This window comes from Streptomyces sp. NPDC050636 (assembly GCF_040654775.1).
GTDB lineage: Bacteria > Actinomycetota > Actinomycetes > Streptomycetales > Streptomycetaceae > Streptomyces.
The window spans coordinates 16,895-32,529 of record NZ_JBFAIP010000024.1 but is presented as its reverse complement, the minus strand read 5'-3'; the positions used below and the strand labels follow the sequence as shown (position 1 = coordinate 32,529).

The window sequence follows — 15,635 nt, the reverse complement described above, 5'->3', positions numbered from 1 at the left end:
CGAGTTAACGCCAGCCCCCAGTCACCCGTCCATCATCCCCCCGCGCCCCTCCCCGCTCCCGGGGCGGCCCCCGGCGCCGTGACGTCGATCAGCCGGCACACCGTCTCGATATCGATCTTCACCTGGGCGATCGAGGCCCGCCCCGACAGCCAGGTGATCAGTGCCGAGTGCCAGGTGTGCTCGATGACCCGGACCGCGGACAGCTGCTCCGGGGTGGGCGGACCGTCCAGCCCCATCGCGTCCAGGATGATCGCGGTCGTCAGCCGGGAGACGGTGTCCACCTCGGGGCTGACCGACCGGTCGGCGAAGGTCAGCGCGCGCACCATCGCGTCCGCCAGATGCGGCTCGCGCTGTAGCGCGCGGAAGGCCCGCATCAGGGTCTGGGCGACGCGCGCGCCCGGGTCCTCCTCCGACGGCGGGCGCTTGCGCAGCGTCTCGTGCATGTGCTGGAGCTGGTCCTGCATGGTCGCGACCAGCAGATGCACCTTGGAGGGGAAGTAGCGGTAGAGGGTGCCGAGCGCGACGCCCGAGGACTCGGCGACCTCTCGCATCTGTACGGCGTCGAAGCCGCCACGGCTGGCCAGCTTGGCGCTGGTGTGCAGGATGCGGCGGCGCCTGGCCTCCTGACGCTCGGTCAGGGGAGGACTCGCGGGAAGCGTCGGCTTGGCCGCCTTGGATTCCGTAGTCATGTGTCCCATTCCGTGGCATTCCGTCCGCGATGGGGTGAGTGCCGGTCGTGTGATCGGCACAGCATGGCAGGGGGTCGGGTGGTGGCGCGAATCACCTGGGGCGCCTCTGTTCGCATCGGTCTCGGCCGGTAGATTCGAAGCTTCCCGAACTGATCAGTAGCCGATCGCCGACCGATCAGTTCTGAAACTTGTTCTAGATTACCGCCAGCAGCTACGCTCCGGCGAAAGTCCAGTGAGAAGGGGGCCGAGCGTGACCGCAGAGGCCGTCCAGGCAGCCGCGCCTCGCCCCGCAGAGGCCCCCTCGGCCGCCGCCCCGGCGAACGGCGACCGGCCCCTCCGCATCGCGATGCTCACGTATAAGGGGAACCCGTTCTGCGGCGGACAGGGCGTCTATGTACGCCACCTCTCCCGCGAACTGGCCCGCCTCGGCCACACCGTCGAGGTGATCGGCGCCCAGCCCTATCCCGTCCTCGACGACGGGGTGATGCTGACCGAGCTGCCCAGCCTCGACCTCTACCGCCAGCCCGACCCGTTCCGCACGCCCAAGCGCGGCGAGTACCGCGACTGGATCGACGCCCTCGAAGTCGGCACGATGTGGACCGGCGGCTTCCCCGAGCCGCTGACCTTCTCCCTGCGCGCCCGGCGTCACCTGGCCGCCCGCCGCGGCGAGTTCGACGTCGTGCACGACAACCAGACCCTCGGCTACGGACTGCTCGGCGGCCCCGGCGCGCTCGGCGCCCCACTGGTCACCACCATTCACCACCCCATCACCGTCGACCGGCGGCTCGACCTGGAAGCCGCCGACGGCTGGAAGCGCCGTGCCTCCGTCCGCCGCTGGTACGGCTTCACACGGATGCAGAAGCGCGTCGCCCGCCGCCTGCCGTCCGTTCTCACCGTCTCCGGCTCCTCCCGCCAGGAGATCGTCGACGACCTCGGCGTACGCGAGGGCCGCATCCATGTCGTGCACATCGGCGCCGACACCGACCTCTTCTCGCCAGACCCGTCCGTCGCCGAGGTGCCCGGCCGGATCGTCACCACCTCCAGCGCCGATGTGCCCCTCAAGGGCCTGATCCACCTCGTCGAGGCGCTCGCCAAGGTCCGCACCGAAAACCCCGACGCGCATCTGGTGGTCGTCGGCAAGCGCGCCGATGACGGGCCGGTCGCCGCAGCCATAGAGCGGCTCGGCCTCTCCGGCGCCATCGAATTCGTCAAGGGCATCAGCGACGCCGAACTCGTCGATCTGGTGCGCAGCGCCGAGATCGCCTGCGTCCCCTCCCTCTACGAAGGCTTCTCGCTGCCCGCCGCCGAGGCGATGGCCACCGGCACCCCGCTCCTCGCCACCACCGGCGGCGCCATCCCCGAGGTCGCGGGCACCGACGGCGAGACCTGCCTCGCGGTGCCACCTGGCGACGCGGGTGCGCTCGCGGCCGGGGTGCTCCGCCTCCTGGGCGACGCCGCGCTGCGCCGCCGCCTCGGCGAAGCCGGCCGGGAGCGGGTACTCGCCCGCTTCACCTGGCGGCAGGCCGCCATCGGCACCGCCGAGCGCTACCGCGAGGCCATCGCCCTCCAGTCGGACCCGGCCGCTGCCGCCCGCGCCCGGCGCACGGCCCCCGCGCCGAGCACCGCCGGACGCGTCTAGTGCGCAGCCAGGCCCCGACGGCGGCCCCGGCCCCGGACCCGGCCGCGTGCACTGCCGGCCACCCCCTGAGCCCCCTCAGCTCCACCCGCCGTCCTTCCCTCAGCCACCACCGCCATGAACCGCCGGACGAAAGCAGAACGCCGTGCTGACCGTCGACTTTTCCCGTTTCCCGCTCGCCCCGGGCGATCGCGTACTCGACCTGGGCTGTGGCGCGGGCCGGCACGCCTTCGAGTGCTACCGGCGCGGCGCGCAGGTCGTCGCCCTCGACCAGAACGGCGAGGAGATCCGCGAGGTCGCCAAGTGGTTCGCCGCGATGGAGGAGGCCGGCGAGGCCCCCGCGGGCGCCTCCGCCACCGCGATGGAGGGCGATGCGCTGGCCCTTCCGTTCCCGGACGAGAGCTTCGACGTCGTGATCATTTCCGAGGTCATGGAGCACATCCCGGACGACAAGGGTGTGCTCGCCGAGATGGTCCGGGTGCTGCGCCCCGGCGGCCGGATCGCCGTCACCGTCCCGCGCTACGGCCCGGAGAAGATCTGCTGGGCGCTCAGCGACGCCTACCACGAGGTCGAGGGCGGCCATATCCGCATCTACCGCGCCGACGAGCTGCTCGGCAAGATGCGCGAGGCCGGCCTGGAGCCGTACGGCACGCACCATGCGCACGGGCTGCACAGCCCCTACTGGTGGCTGAAATGTGCCTTCGGGGTGGACAACGAGAACGCGCTGCCGGTGAAGGCGTACCACAAGCTGCTGGTCTGGGACATCATGAAGAAGCCGCTCGCCACCCGGCTCGCCGAGCAGGCGTTGAACCCCGTCATAGGCAAGAGCTTCGTCGCCTACGCCACCAAGCCGCACCTTCCGGAGACGGCGGCCACCACGGAAGCCGCCTCGAAGCCCGCCACGGCAGCGAAGCCCGCCGCCAAGGCCGCCAAGCCCACCCGGAAGGCGGCCACGAAGGCGACGACAACGAGCAAGGCGACGACGACCAAGGCGACGGCCACCAAGGCGACGAAGACCGCCACCAGGTCCGCCGCCAAGGCCGCCAACCCGACGTCCAAGTCCGCCTCCGGGGCCGCCAAGTGACGACTCCCGGGCGTACCGAACGGCTGGTCCTGCCGGGGGTGCTCACCGCCGAAGAGGCGGCCCGTACGGTCGCGGGCATCGCGGCAACCCAGCGCGAGGACGGCGCGATCCCGTGGTTCCGGGGCCACCACCTCGACCCGTGGGACCACACCGAGGCCGCCATGGCCCTGGACGCGGCCGGTGAACACGAGCGCGCCGAGGCCGCCTACGACTGGCTGGTGCGGCATCAGAACCCGGACGGGTCCTGGTACGCGGCCTACGCCGACGGGGACGCCCAGGCGCCCACCGACCGCGGCCGCGAGACCAACTTCTGCGCCTACATCGCGGTCGGCGTCTGGCATCACTTCCTGTCCACCGGCGACGAGACCTTCCTCGACCGCATGTGGCCCGCCGTGTACGCGGCGATCGAGTTCGTCCTGGAGCTCCAGCAGCCCGGCGGCGAGATCGGCTGGAAGCGCGAGGACGACGGCACCCCCGTCAACGACGCGCTGCTGACCGGCTCGTCCTCCGTCTACCAGGCGCTGCGCTGCGCTCTCGCCCTCGCCGAACAGCGCGAGGAGCCGCAACCCGACTGGGAAATGGCCCTCGGCCGGCTCGGCCACGCGATACGCCGGCACCCCGAACGGTTCCTGGACAAGTCCCGCTATTCCATGGACTGGTACTACCCGGTCCTGGGCGGCGCGGTCCGCGGCCCGGAGGCCACCGCCCGTATCGACGCGGACTGGGAGAGCTTCGTCGTGCCCGGCCTCGGCGTGCGCTGTGTGCTGCCCAACCCCTGGGTCACCGGCGGTGAGAGCGCCGAACTGGCCCTCGCGCTCTGGGCGATGGGGGAGTCCGAACGTGCCGTGCAGATCCTCAAGTGGATCCAGCATCTGCGCGCCGAGGACGGCATGTACTGGACCGGCTATGTCTTCGACGACGACGCGATCTGGCCACGCGAACTCACCTCCTGGACTGCCGGTTCGCTGCTGCTGGCGGTAGCGGCACTGGGCGGCGACGAGGCCACGACATCGGTGTTCGGCGGCGAACGCCTGCCGACCGGCCTCGATCCGGACTGCTGCGCGTAGCGGACGGACCGCTCCCGCGGGTGGCGGACGGGCCGCTCCCGCGGGTGGCGGTCTGTCTGCTCCCGTGTCAGGAGTTCAGCTCGGCCAGCACCCGCAGTGTCTCCGGATCAGGGGCCGTTACGAGCAGGTCGGTGACCGGCCCCGTGCGCCACAACTCCAGCCGTTCCGCGATCCGTTCGCGCGGGCCGACGAGGGAGATCTCGTCGGCGAAGGCGTCGGGTACGGCGAGCACGGCCTCGTTCCTGCGGCCCTGGAGGAAGAGTTCCTGGACCCGCCTCGCCTCCTCCTCGAAGCCCATCCGGGCCATCAGATCGGCGTGGAAATTCTTGGCCGCGTGTCCCATCCCGCCGATGTAGAAGCCCAGCATCGCCTTGACCGGCAGCAGGCCCTCGGCGACGTCGTCGCAGACCGCGGCGCGTGCCATCGGGGCGATACGGAAGCCGTCCGGGGCGTCTGCCAGCGACGGCCGGTAGACGTCGGTACGCATCGGCGACCAGTACAGCGGCAGCCAGCCGTCCGCGATTCGGGTCGTCTGGGCGATGTTCTTGGGGCCCTCCGCGCCCAGCAGGATGGGCAGTTCGGCGCGCAGCGGGTGGGTGATGGGCTTGAGGGGCTTGCCGAGGCCGGTGCCGTCCGGGCCGCGATAGGGGTGCGGATGGAAGAGTCCGTCCACCTCCACCGGGCCTTCCCTGCACAGTACTTGGCGGATCACATCGACGTATTCGCGCGTCGCGGTCAGCGGGCTCTTGGGGAACGGCCGCCCGTACCACCCCTCGACGACCTGCGGGCCGGACAGTCCGAGGCCGAGCATCATCCGGCCGCCGGAGAGATGGTCGAGGGTGAGTGCGTGCATCGCGGTGGCGGTGGGGGTGCGGGCGGCCATCTGCGCGATGCCCGTGCCGAGGGTGATCCGGGAGGTGTGGGCGGCGATCCAGGTGAGCGCGGTGAAGGCGTCCGAGCCCCAGGCCTCCGCGGTCCATACCGAGTCGTAGCCCAGGCGCTCGGCCTCTTGGGCGAGTTCGAGGTGCCGGGGGCCGGGGCCGCGGCCCCAGTAGCCCAGTGCCAGACCGAGTCGCATGCCGATCGCCTCTCTCAGACGGTGACTGACAGACCCCGTTCGCATTTGCTGACGGTGTGTCAGATGTGCTCGCCCGGCGAACTGTACGACCGGGCCCCGGGCAGCGCAACGGCCCCCCGCCCGTGAGGGCGAGGGGCCGCGAAAGGACCGTTGTGCGTCCGGGACCCGGGATCGATCCGGTATCAGCCGCGCTGGATGCCGGTGGTGTCCTGAAGGACACCGCGACGGCCGTCCTGGGTCTGCGCGATCAGGGCCTGACCGCGCTGCTCCACCGCGAGGTACCAGGTGCCGGGCGCCAGTTCGGCGATCGGCGACGGCGAACCGTCCTCGCCGTACAGCGGGCGCGCGACGGGCACCGCGAACCAGAACGGCGCGAAGTCCGAGGGCGTGCCACCCGCCGGGGTGGCGCCCGCCGGGGCGGCTCCCTGCGGGGCGGCGCCCTGCGCGCCACCGGCTGTGCCACCGGCCGGAGCCGGCTGACCGCCGTAGCCGGGCTGGCCGGGCTGGCCCTGCTGGCCGCCCGGGTAGCCGTACCCCTGGGACGGCTGCTGGGCACCGGGGTAGCCGTACCCCTGGTTGGGGGTCGCGCCGTACGGGGAAGCGGCCGGCTTCGGGGCGCCGACCAGGGCGACCTTCAGCGCGGGCACCAGCGGGGTGGCCACCGCGGCGCCGGCCAGGATCAGGGTGGAGATCAGGCCGATGATCAGGCCCGCACCGGCGTTGCCGGCGTCGATGATGGTCCAGAACGCCGTCCACGCCGAGAAGATGGTGAGGGCGACACCGAGCTGGGAGAGGTCGAGGCCGGCAACCTTGCGCGGCTGCGGCAGCGCACGGCTGATGACGATGATCCCCGCGCCGATCACACCTGCCACGTAGATGCTCATGACGACGGACAGAATGGCCCAGGCGTTGTCGCTGTCGTAGTCCTGGGCTTCGCAGTACTTGGCCAGAGGGCCGGAGCAGTCCGGGCCGCCAGTTGCAGGGAGGAACGAGGCGATGAACAGCAACACCGCTGCTCCGATCACCACGCCGTCGCCTCTAGTGAGGGAGCGGATGTTCACGTAAGGGTCCTTTGTCGGTTTCGAGGAACTGGTCGTCGCTGTCGCTGGCGCGCGGTGCGAGGCACGGCGGAGGCCCTCCATCGTAAAGGGGAACCTATCGCCGAGTCCGCCGGGCCGTCTTCTTGATATCGACGGGTTTCAGCGGCCGTATCCGCGGCCCTCCCCGCGGCCGTATCGGTGGTCGGATGGGTGGGTCTGCCGGGCCCGGATCGGCGGCCTCGCTCACCTCGTCAAGAAGTCCGCAATGCCCTCGGTGATCCCACGTGCCGCCTTTTGCCGCCACTTCGGGTCCGTCAATTGCGCCGCGTCCTTCGCGTCGCGCATATTGCCGCACTCGATGAACACCTTCGGCACCGTGGAGAGGTTGAGGCCGCCGAGATCGGACCGTACGTCCAACCCCGTATCGCCGCCGATGTAATTGGACGGTGCACTTCCGGTCACCGCCACGAACCGGCCGGCCAGCCGCTCGCCCAACTCGCGTGAGGGCGCCACGATCGGCGAGGTGTCGGCCGCGCCGGCCGTGACGCGCGCGGGGAGGATGACGTGGAAGCCGCGGTTTCCGGTGCCCGAGCCGTCGGCGTGGATGGAGACCGCGGCATCGGCGTGCGCCTTGTTCCCGGCGGCGGCGCGCTCGTCCACGCACGGCCCGTACGGGCGGTCGCCGTCCTGGGTGAACACGACCTTGGCGCCCTGGTCCTGGAGGAGGGTGCGGGCACGGCGGGCGACGTCCAGGGTGAAGGCCGCCTCGGCATAGCCGTCGTTCGTGGAGGTGCCGGTGGTGTCGCACTCCTTGCGCTCGTTGCCGATGTCCACCAGCCGGGCGATCTCCTGGCCGTGATCGCGGTTGTGCGGATTGTGACCGGGGTCGATCATCACGACCTTGCCCTTGAGGCTCCCGTGCGGATTCCCCTTGTGAGGGGCACCACTCGCGGGGTCCTTGGGGTCCTTTGGGTTTTTTGAGGTCTCTGTGTTCCCCGGCTCCTGGGAGCTCTTGCTGCCGCTCGCCGACGTGCTCGGCCCGGGCGGCGCCGCTCGCCGCGGCTCGCCGTCGCCGCCGCTCGTCGGCCGCCAGATCAGCCAGCCCGCGACACCGGCGGCCACGAGGGCGACCAGCGCGATCACGAGGGTGCCGCGCAGGCGGCGGTGCGGGGGGAAAGTACTGCCGTTCGACACGTCGCGATCGTAGCCCGCTCAGATGCCGGGACCGGTGCGCCGCAGGACGTGCAGCGAGCGGTGCGCCGAGATCTCCGTGAAGGCGCCGGACTCCAGGGCCCTGCGGTAAATACGGTACGGGGCCTGGCCGCCGTCCGCCGGATCCGCGAACACATCGTGGATGACCAGCAGCCCGTCGGGCGCGACATGCGGCGCCCAGCCCTCGTAGTCGGCGGTGGCGTGCTCGTCGGTGTGCCCGCCGTCGATGAAGACCAGGCCCACCGGCGCCCGCCAGAGCGCCGCGGCCTGCGGCGACCGCCCCACCAAGGCGATCACATGCTCCTCCAGGCCAGCGGCGTGCAGAGTGCGGCGGAAGGTGGGCAGCGTGTCCATCCGGCCGACCTCGGGGTCGACGACCGTCGGATCGTGGTACTCCCAGCCCGGCTGCTGTTCCTCGCTGCCCCGGTGGTGGTCGACGGTGACGGCCGTGACGCCCGCCACGCGCGCGGCATCGGCCAGCAGGATCGTGGAGCGCCCGCAGTACGTGCCGACCTCGACCAGCGGCAGCCCGAGCGCGCCCGCCTCGGCGGCCGCCGCGTAGAGGGCGAGGCCCTCGTCGGCCGGCATGAACCCCTTGGCCGCCTCGAAGGCGGCGAGTATCTCCGGCTTGGGTGCCGCGGCCATTGGGTTCCTCCTGGTCGTACGGGGGTGGGCGCCCCATGGTGCCGCATGTGTCCGGCGGGGCGATGGGGGTCCCCCCTGCTCATGGGGCCCCTGCTCTTGGTCCCCCCTGCTCATGGGTCCCCCTGCTCATGGGGGTGTCCCCCTGTTCGAGCGAAGCCGAGGGCTTGGGGGGAGAAGCCGAGAGCTCGGGGCGGGCCTCAGCTGATGAGGTCCGCCACCTGGATGTAGCCCGTGGGCCGCTCGTGCTCGCCGAACCAAAGGTCTGCGGTGCGGGAGCGGGCGGCCTCGACCAGCTGATTGCCGTAGTGACGGGTGGCGAACACCGGGATCCCGATGCGGTAGCGGCGGTCGGCCACGCCCGGCAGGTCGGGCTGGTCGTGGACGATGAGCGGGGACAGTGCCGGGTCGTGTTCATCTACCCCGTCACGGGGGCACAGTTCGAGGCTCACCAGCGTGTGTCCCGAATTGTTCGGGCCCTCGTGGCACCAGAACAGGCCCGCCGCTTCGAGGGAGGCCCACGGTATGACCACGTGCCCCTTCTTCTTCCCCTTCTCCTTGTGCCGCCACCAGACGCCGGTCGCGTCAAAGGCCAGGTACATGTGCCGGTCCGCCCATCCGACCCACGCCAGGAACACGGCGCTCCCGCCGAGCGCGAGGAACCAGAGCACCGCGAAGATCCATGCCGCGATGTCGAAATTACTGAAGATGATCCCGGAGAGCGGCATCGCGAGGCCGAGGACGGCGGCCGCGATGGCACCGCTCATGGTCAGCCGCAACCGCTGCTTGCCGAAGGGGAACATGGCGGCGTCAGGGGCAGGAGAGTGTCCGGGAAGCATGCGCGGGAGTGTACGGACGTGAGTTGGCCCGTCCCGAGGTGGGGCAAGGCTGTCCGGTGTGGTTGAGCTGCGTCGGTGCAGTCCGGTGAGCTGCGTGCGCAGGGTCTCATGGCGCGTCTGGCGTCGCGGTTGGGCAGGTGAACTCCGCACTTCCGGCGAATGCTTGGGGTGTCGTCCGCTGTTTTCGACAAGGTGAAGCAGAGCCGGTGGGGAGGCAACGGGATGGAGAGTCACTGGCGGAGCGATCAGCGTCTGGACACGGGTGGTTGTTCTGCGCCGGTATGCCTGCTGGACCGAAGGGTGGCGAGGCCGAAGGCCAGTCCTCCGGCGATGAACCAGGGGTTCCAGAGGGCCAGCGTCCAGGCCCGCTGCTCCACGCTCACGGAGGTGTCCAGGAGTGTTGTGGTCAGCAGCAGCACCTCGATACCGATGCCACGGGCCAGTAGGAGGGCGCTGACGCCCCACCCCAGCCACCTTGCCAGCAGAGCGGGAACGCCCCGGAGCCTGGACCGGGCAAGCAGCCATGCCAGCAGGGTGCCGAGGAGGCAGAGCGCACCCCCACCCCACAAACCGGCTACGACGAACCACAGCGGGCGCTCGGTGGCCAGCGGACCGGCGGAGACGCTCAGCCCCACATCACCGCCGACGGCCCAGTAGAAGTGCAACCCGGCGAACGCGGCCGCCCACAAGCATGCGATACGCCCCCACAGCGGGGACGGTTCTGCGCCCCTTCCCTCCGGTTCGCGTTTCACCGCCGGCCCTCAAGGGCATCGCGCCTGTCAGCGCACGGGCCGTCCGCTTCCTGCGGCAACACGATGAACGCCGTGCCCTCGGTCAGGTCGATGCTGGAGCGGGGCGGCGCACCGTCGCTCTCGTCGTCCCGCCGCAGCAGCTCCACCCGCCGCTGCTCCAGCTCTACCGTCTTGTTTCCGTTCACGACCGCCGTGAATTCATCGAAGGCCGTGTTCGACAACGACTGCCCCGTGCGCCTGCGTAGCCACGGGATCATGCCCAGCCCCGTGAACCATCGCCACGCGCTCTCCACCAGGGCGAACAAGACCAGTAGGCACGCGAACGCCGGGAACGACATGGCCCACATCGCCACAGCTGCCCCCCATCATCCTCAACACAGCTGACGGTCGGAAAACGACGGAGGGGTCGGCGTCGTTCCCATCGGACGTGCGGACTGGGGGGAACGACGCCGACCTGCTGGCTGACCTTCCGTCAGAATGAAACGTGTTCTAGTCTGCCCGCATGGGGATCGGAATCACGCAAGAGCAACGTGACCTGGCCGAGGCGGCGCGGGGCTGGGCGGCGCGGGCCGTGCCGCCCGAAGAGGTGCGCAAGCTGCTCGACGCCGAGCCGGGGCGGCGCGGCCGGCCCGTGTACTGGGACCAGCTCGCCGCCCAAGGCCTGCTCGGCCTCCACCTTCCCGAGGCCGACGGCGGAGGCGGCGGCGAACTGCTGGACCTCGCCGTCGTCCTGGAAGAGATGGGCCGCGCCGCGCTCCCCGGCCCGTACCTCCCGACAGCCCTCGCCGCCGAACTGCTGCACCGAGGCGGCGGCCCCCGCTCCCTCGTGGCGGCACTGGCGGCCGGTGAGCGGATCGCCGCCGTCGCCCTCGGCACCGGCTCCCTCACCGCCGTTGCGGGACCGGACGGCTATGTCCTGGACGGCACCGCACCGCCCGTCCTGGACGGTGGCGACGCGGACCTGATCGTGCTGGCCGCGCAGACGGATACGGGCACCGGCACCATCTGGCTCGCGGTCGACGCCGCGACGCTCTCCGTACGCGTCCAGGACAGCGCCGACCCGACCCGGCCGACCGCCGAGGTCCGCGCCGACGGTGTGCCGGTGCCCGCCGAGCGGCTGCTGACCCTCGACAGCGGCCTCGTCCGTGATGTCGCCGGGGTGCTGTTCGCCGCCGAGGGCTGCGGCACCGCGGCCTGGGCGCTGCACACCGCCGCCGAATACGCCGCGGTACGCGAACAGTTCGGCCGCCCGATCGGCCAGTTCCAGGCGGTCAAACACCTCTGCGCCGACATGCTCGTACGCTGCGAACAGGCCTGCGCCCTGGTCTGGGACGCGGCACGGGCGCTGGGCGAGCCGCCCGAAGTGCGTGGTCTGGTCGCGTCGCTGGCCACCGCGACCGCCCTGGACGCCGCGTTCACCTGCGCCAAGGACTGCATCCAGATCCTCGGCGGCATCGGCTTCACCTGGGAGCACGACGCCCACCTCCACCTGCGCCGGGCGACCGTCGCCCGCCAGCTGCTCGGCGGCGGCGACAGCCACCGGCTGCGGGCCGCCCGTCACTGCGCCGACGGCGCTCGCCGTGAGCTGCGGCTCGAACTCCCCGCCGAGGCGGCCGGCTACCGCGAGCAGGCCCGTACCGCCATCGACGGCGTACGCGGCCTGGACCCGGCGGCCGTACGCCGCGAGCTGGCACCCACCGGCTATGCGGCCCCGCACCTGCCGAAGCCGTACGGGCTCGGCGCGGGACCCGTCCAACAGCTCGCGATTCACGAGGAGTTGGCGGCCGCCGACGTGAAGATCAGCGATCTGGGCATCGCCACCTGGGTGGTCCCCTCGCTCATCGCCTACGGCACCGAGGCGCAGAAGGAGCGCTATCTGCTGCCGTCGCTGCGCGGCGACCTGCTGTGGTGCCAGCTGTTCTCGGAGCCGGAGGCCGGGTCGGACCTGGCGTCGCTGCGGACCCGCGCCGAGCGGGTCGACGGCGGGGACGGCGGCTGGCGCATCAACGGGCAGAAGGTGTGGACGTCGGCCGCCCAGTGGTCGAGCCACGGCATCCTGCTCGCCCGCACCGACCCGGACGCGCCCAAGCACCAAGGGCTGACCTTCTTCCTCGTCGACATGAAGACCCCGGGGATCGACATCCGCCCACTGAAGGAGATCACCGGCGACGCGCTCTTCAACGAGGTCTACTTCGACGATGTGCTGCTGCCGTCCGACGCGGTCGTCGGCGAGGTCGACAACGGCTGGAAGGTCGCCCGTACCACCCTCGACAACGAACGCGTCCACATGGCCGACCAGCTGACCTTCGACACCGGTCTGCAGGCGCTCATCGACCGCTCGGCGGAGCTGGACGGATCGGTGCGGGCGAGGGTGGGCGCGCTGGCCGCCGAGGCGCATGCCCTGGGCTGCATCGGGCTGCGCACCACGCTCCAGCAGGTCTCGGGCCTGGAGCCGGGCGCCGGCGCCAGCATCCGCAAGCTGGTGCAGACCGCGCACCAGCAGAAGGTCGCCGAGCTGGCGCTGGAGCTGCTCGGCCCGGCCGGGGCGGTCCGCGAGGGCGCCGGCGAGCGGGCCCTGCACGGCTTCCTGATGTCGCGCTGTCTGACCATCGCCGGCGGGACCACACAGGTACAGCTGAACGTCGTCGCGGAACGGCTGCTGGGCCTGCCGCGCGACCCGGAGCCCCGCCCCCTCATCTGATCCGTCCGACGACCCGCCGGATGACCCGTGCGATGTCCGTGCGGTACCCGTGCGATGACCCGTCCGGCTTTCCCGGTGACTCTCCAGGAGGATGCGTATGGCTGGCAAGGCGTACATAGTCGGCGTCGGGATGACCAAGTTCGAGAAGCCCGAAACCCGTGACTGGCAGTACTGGGACATGGCGAAGGAGGCGGGCGGCAATGCGCTCGCCGACGCGGGGATCGGCTACGAGGTGGTCGAGCAGGTGCCGGTCGGCTACTGCTACCAGGCGTCGACGGCGGGCCAGCGCGCCACGTACGAACTGGGCCTGACCGGCATCCCCGTCTACAACGTCAACAACAACTGCGCGACCGGCTCGACCGCGTTGATGATGGCGCGTCAGTTCGTCGAGGCGGGCATCAACGACTGCGTGCTGGCGCTCGGCTTCGAGAAGATGAAGCGGGGGGCACTGGGCGGCGGTGCGGACGGCGGGGCCCGTGGCGGAGCCACTGATGTCGGGGGCGCCACGTCTCCCGTCGCCCGCCACTACGGCGTCATGGCGGCCGCTCACGGTTACGAGATGACCCCGCCCACCGCGCAGATCTTCGGCAACGCGGCCCGCGAGCACATGGACCGCTACGGCACCACGGCGGAACAGCTCGCCGCGGTCGGCGCCAAGAACCACCGGCACTCCGCGCACAACCCGTACGCCCAGTTCCAGGACGTCTACACGGTCGAGGAGATCCTCGCCGCCAAGACCATCCACCGGCCGCTGACCAAACTCCAGTGCTCGCCGACCTCCGACGGTTCGGCCGCGGCCGTCATCGCCTCCGAGCGGTTCGTCCGCGAACACGGGCTGGCGGACCGGGCGGTGGAGATCGCCGCGCAGGCCATGACGACGGACACCGAGGACAGCTTCGCGTCCGGCTCCTGCATCGATGTCGTCGGCAAGCCGATGTCCCGGGCGGCGGCGCAGCGGGTCTACGCGGCGAGCGGCCTCGGCATCGAGGACGTCGACGTCGTCGAGCTGCACGACTGCTTCTCGGTCAATGAGCTGCTGACGTACGAGGCGCTGGGGATGTGCGCGGACGGCGAGTCGGGAAAACTGGCCGCCGACGGCGGCACGACGTACGGCGGACGCTGGGTGGTCAACCCGTCCGGCGGCCTGATCTCCAAGGGCCATCCCCTCGGCGCGACCGGCCTCGCCCAGACCGCCGAACTGGTATGGCAGCTACGGGGCGAGGCGGGAGAGCGCCAGGTGGCGGGGGCACGCGTCGGACTGGCCCACAACATCGGGCTGGGGGGCGCGGCGGTGGTGACGGTGCTGCGCAGGTGAGGGACTGCGTAAGGAGAGTGCTGCGTAAGGGAGAGTGCTGCGCTCTACGCCTCCTGACCTAGGTCTCCGGTCAGGAGGTAACTGCACCGATTTCCCGATGCCGGGTGCAGGCGACGAATGCGAGCATGTCCCGCATGCCCCCGATAGCCACCCCCACGACGCTGTCAGAAGACTCGCGACGGAAGCGCGCACCGGCCTGGTTGGTGATGCTGGTGGTCTGCGCCGGGCAGTTCCTCGTCGTCCTCGACGTCTCCGTCGTGAACGTGGCGCTGCCCGCCGTACGGTCTGGCCTCGGCCTCAGCGAACTGGGCCTGCAGTGGATCGTCAACGCGTATGTCATCACCTTCGCCGGTTTCATGCTGCTCGGTGGCCGGGCCGCCGATCTCTTCGGCCGTAAGCGGATCTTCGTCCTCGGCCTGGCGCTCTTCACCGTCGCGAGCCTGGGCGGCGGGCTCGCGCAGGAGCCCTGGCAGCTGATCGCGGCCCGCACGATCCAGGGCGTCGGCGCGGCGGTGCTCTCCCCGGCCACCCTCACGATCCTGACGACGTCGTTCCCGGCCGGCCCGGCCCGCACCCGCGCCATCGCCACCTGGACGGCGGTCGGTGCGGGCGGCGGCGCGGTGGGCGGTCTGGTCGGCGGGGTGCTCACGCAGTGTCTGTCGTGGCGCTGGGTGCTGCTGATCAATGTGCCCGTCGGGGCACTGGTCCTGGCCGGCGCGGTGCTGTGGCTCACCGAGAGCCGGCAGGGCGCGGGCCGCCGCCTGGACGTCCCCGGCGCGCTGCTGGTGACCGGTGGCCTCGGCCTGGTGGCGTACGGCATCGTGCAGACCGAGACGCACGGCTGGACGTCGGCGTCCGCGCTGCTGCCGCTGGGCGCCGGGCTCGTCGTCGTCGCGGCCTTCATCGCCGTCGAGGCGCGTGCCAAGGCCCCGTTGATGCCGCTGGGCCTCTTCCGGCTGCGCTCGGTCTCGTCGGCGAACGCGGCGATGGTGCTGGCCGGCGCCGCGATGTTCTCCATGTGGTACTTCCTGTCCCTCTACATGCAGAACGTCCTGTCCTACAGCCCGCTCCAGGCCGGTCTCTCCTTCATCCCGCACTCCCTCACCATCGTCCTGGGCTCGAAGATCGCACCCCGGCTGATGAAGCGTCTGGGCGCCAAGACCCTGGCCGTGGCGGGCGCTGTGATCTCCGCGTGCGGCATGGTCTGGCAGGGCGCCATGGGCGCCGACGGGACCTACCTCGGCACGCTCCTGGGCCCCGGCATCCTGATGGCGCTCGGCGCGGGACTGACCGCGACGCCGGTCGCCTCCATCGCCACATCCGGCGCCGACCCCGCCGACCAGGGCCTTGTCTCGGGCCTGATCAACACCTCGCGCCAGATGGGCGGCGCACTGGGCCTGTCGGTCCTCTCCACCGTCGCCACATCCCGCATCGGGAACGGCCATGGCCCGGCGGCACTGGCCGGCGGCTACGGCCTGGCGTTCCAGGTCGGCTCGGCGGTGCTGCTGGGCAGCATCCTGCTGATGGTCATCGCACTGCCCCGGAGGCAGACAGGCACCACCAACGACTGAACGAGCCGG

13 protein-coding genes and 1 pseudogene are annotated in these 15,635 nt (G+C 71.2%); 6 read left to right on the top strand and 8 right to left on the bottom strand.

The window, feature by feature from the left end:
• Positions 1 to 32: 32 nt before the first annotated feature.
• Positions 33 to 689 carry a TetR family transcriptional regulator gene (locus tag AB0I10_RS19570; RefSeq protein ID WP_363153754.1) on the bottom strand — a complete coding sequence of 219 codons (657 nt, stop codon included), beginning with the start codon at positions 687 to 689 and terminating at the stop codon, positions 33 to 35.
• Positions 690 to 939: 250 nt separating this feature from the next.
• Between AB0I10_RS19570 and AB0I10_RS19565 the strand changes: the two genes are divergently transcribed.
• The 3 genes and pseudogenes from AB0I10_RS19565 to AB0I10_RS19555 all read left to right on the top strand — a co-directional run bounded on the left by AB0I10_RS19565 (position 940) and on the right by AB0I10_RS19555 (position 4,476).
• The gene (locus AB0I10_RS19565; protein ID WP_363153753.1) at positions 940 to 2,328 is read left to right on the top strand and encodes a glycosyltransferase family 4 protein; all 1,389 of its coding nucleotides are present in this window, start codon (positions 940 to 942) and stop codon (positions 2,326 to 2,328) included.
• Between the two features lie 142 nt (positions 2,329 to 2,470).
• Positions 2,471 to 3,187: pseudogene (locus tag AB0I10_RS19560) on the top strand (class I SAM-dependent methyltransferase); the annotation flags it as partial.
• 218 nt (positions 3,188 to 3,405) lie between these two features.
• Entirely contained in the window at positions 3,406 to 4,476 is a 1,071-nt protein-coding gene (locus AB0I10_RS19555; protein WP_363153752.1) for a prenyltransferase/squalene oxidase repeat-containing protein, read from the top strand.
• Between the two features lie 67 nt (positions 4,477 to 4,543).
• Here AB0I10_RS19555 and AB0I10_RS19550 read toward each other — a convergent pair whose 3' ends face one another.
• From AB0I10_RS19550 to AB0I10_RS19520, 7 genes are all read right to left on the bottom strand, one after another.
• On the bottom strand, positions 4,544 to 5,554 hold the full coding sequence (locus AB0I10_RS19550) for an LLM class F420-dependent oxidoreductase (protein WP_363153751.1): 1,011 nt from the start codon (positions 5,552 to 5,554) through the stop codon (positions 4,544 to 4,546).
• Between the two features lie 182 nt (positions 5,555 to 5,736).
• Positions 5,737 to 6,615, bottom strand: coding sequence for a DUF5336 domain-containing protein (locus AB0I10_RS19545; RefSeq protein ID WP_363153750.1), 879 nt, complete (start codon positions 6,613 to 6,615; stop codon positions 5,737 to 5,739).
• A gap of 222 nt (positions 6,616 to 6,837) precedes the next feature.
• Positions 6,838 to 7,788 carry an N-acetylmuramoyl-L-alanine amidase gene (locus AB0I10_RS19540; protein ID WP_363153749.1) on the bottom strand — a complete coding sequence of 317 codons (951 nt, stop codon included), beginning with the start codon at positions 7,786 to 7,788 and terminating at the stop codon, positions 6,838 to 6,840.
• 18 nt (positions 7,789 to 7,806) lie between these two features.
• On the bottom strand, positions 7,807 to 8,451 hold the full coding sequence (locus AB0I10_RS19535; RefSeq protein ID WP_363153748.1) for a class I SAM-dependent methyltransferase: 645 nt from the start codon (positions 8,449 to 8,451) through the stop codon (positions 7,807 to 7,809).
• A 197-nt stretch (positions 8,452 to 8,648) separates the two neighbouring features.
• Positions 8,649 to 9,287, bottom strand: a complete 639-nt coding sequence (locus tag AB0I10_RS19530) for a hypothetical protein (RefSeq protein WP_363153747.1) — start codon at positions 9,285 to 9,287, stop codon at positions 8,649 to 8,651.
• A 245-nt stretch (positions 9,288 to 9,532) separates the two neighbouring features.
• Positions 9,533 to 10,039: a DUF3995 domain-containing protein gene (locus tag AB0I10_RS19525; RefSeq protein WP_363153745.1), complete on the bottom strand. Its 507-nt coding sequence runs from the start codon at positions 10,037 to 10,039 to the stop codon at positions 9,533 to 9,535.
• The gene (locus tag AB0I10_RS19520) at positions 10,036 to 10,377 is read right to left on the bottom strand and encodes a DUF6191 domain-containing protein (protein WP_363153744.1); all 342 of its coding nucleotides are present in this window, start codon (positions 10,375 to 10,377) and stop codon (positions 10,036 to 10,038) included. Before AB0I10_RS19520 ends, AB0I10_RS19525 begins: the two co-directional genes overlap by 4 nt.
• A gap of 164 nt (positions 10,378 to 10,541) precedes the next feature.
• Here AB0I10_RS19520 and AB0I10_RS19515 point away from each other — a divergent pair, with 164 nt between their 5' ends.
• The 3 genes from AB0I10_RS19515 (at position 10,542) to AB0I10_RS19505 (ending at position 15,626) form a co-directional block, all read left to right on the top strand.
• On the top strand, positions 10,542 to 12,740 hold the full coding sequence (locus AB0I10_RS19515; RefSeq protein ID WP_363153743.1) for an acyl-CoA dehydrogenase family protein: 2,199 nt from the start codon (positions 10,542 to 10,544) through the stop codon (positions 12,738 to 12,740).
• 97 nt (positions 12,741 to 12,837) lie between these two features.
• Positions 12,838 to 14,055, top strand: coding sequence for a lipid-transfer protein (locus AB0I10_RS19510; RefSeq protein WP_363153742.1), 1,218 nt, complete (start codon positions 12,838 to 12,840; stop codon positions 14,053 to 14,055).
• A gap of 125 nt (positions 14,056 to 14,180) precedes the next feature.
• Positions 14,181 to 15,626 carry an MFS transporter gene (locus AB0I10_RS19505; RefSeq protein WP_363153741.1) on the top strand — a complete coding sequence of 482 codons (1,446 nt, stop codon included), beginning with the start codon at positions 14,181 to 14,183 and terminating at the stop codon, positions 15,624 to 15,626.
• The last annotated feature ends 9 nt before the right edge of the window (positions 15,627 to 15,635 follow it).

What these genes read in the sequence shown, in the direction of transcription:
- AB0I10_RS19505 (WP_363153741.1), top strand. Translation starts at nt 14,181, where the DNA reads ATGTCCCGCATGCCCCCGATAGCCACCCCCACGACGCTGTCAGAAGAC.
- AB0I10_RS19570 (WP_363153754.1), bottom strand. Translation starts at nt 689, where the DNA reads ATGACTACGGAATCCAAGGCGGCCAAGCCGACGCTTCCCGCGAGTCCT.
- AB0I10_RS19520 (WP_363153744.1), bottom strand. Translation starts at nt 10,377, where the DNA reads ATGTCGTTCCCGGCGTTCGCGTGCCTACTGGTCTTGTTCGCCCTGGTG.
- AB0I10_RS19510 (WP_363153742.1), top strand. Translation starts at nt 12,838, where the DNA reads ATGGCTGGCAAGGCGTACATAGTCGGCGTCGGGATGACCAAGTTCGAG.
- AB0I10_RS19530 (WP_363153747.1), bottom strand. Translation starts at nt 9,287, where the DNA reads ATGCTTCCCGGACACTCTCCTGCCCCTGACGCCGCCATGTTCCCCTTC.
- AB0I10_RS19535 (WP_363153748.1), bottom strand. Translation starts at nt 8,451, where the DNA reads ATGGCCGCGGCACCCAAGCCGGAGATACTCGCCGCCTTCGAGGCGGCC.
- AB0I10_RS19515 (WP_363153743.1), top strand. Translation starts at nt 10,542, where the DNA reads ATGGGGATCGGAATCACGCAAGAGCAACGTGACCTGGCCGAGGCGGCG.
- AB0I10_RS19550 (WP_363153751.1), bottom strand. Translation starts at nt 5,554, where the DNA reads ATGCGACTCGGTCTGGCACTGGGCTACTGGGGCCGCGGCCCCGGCCCC.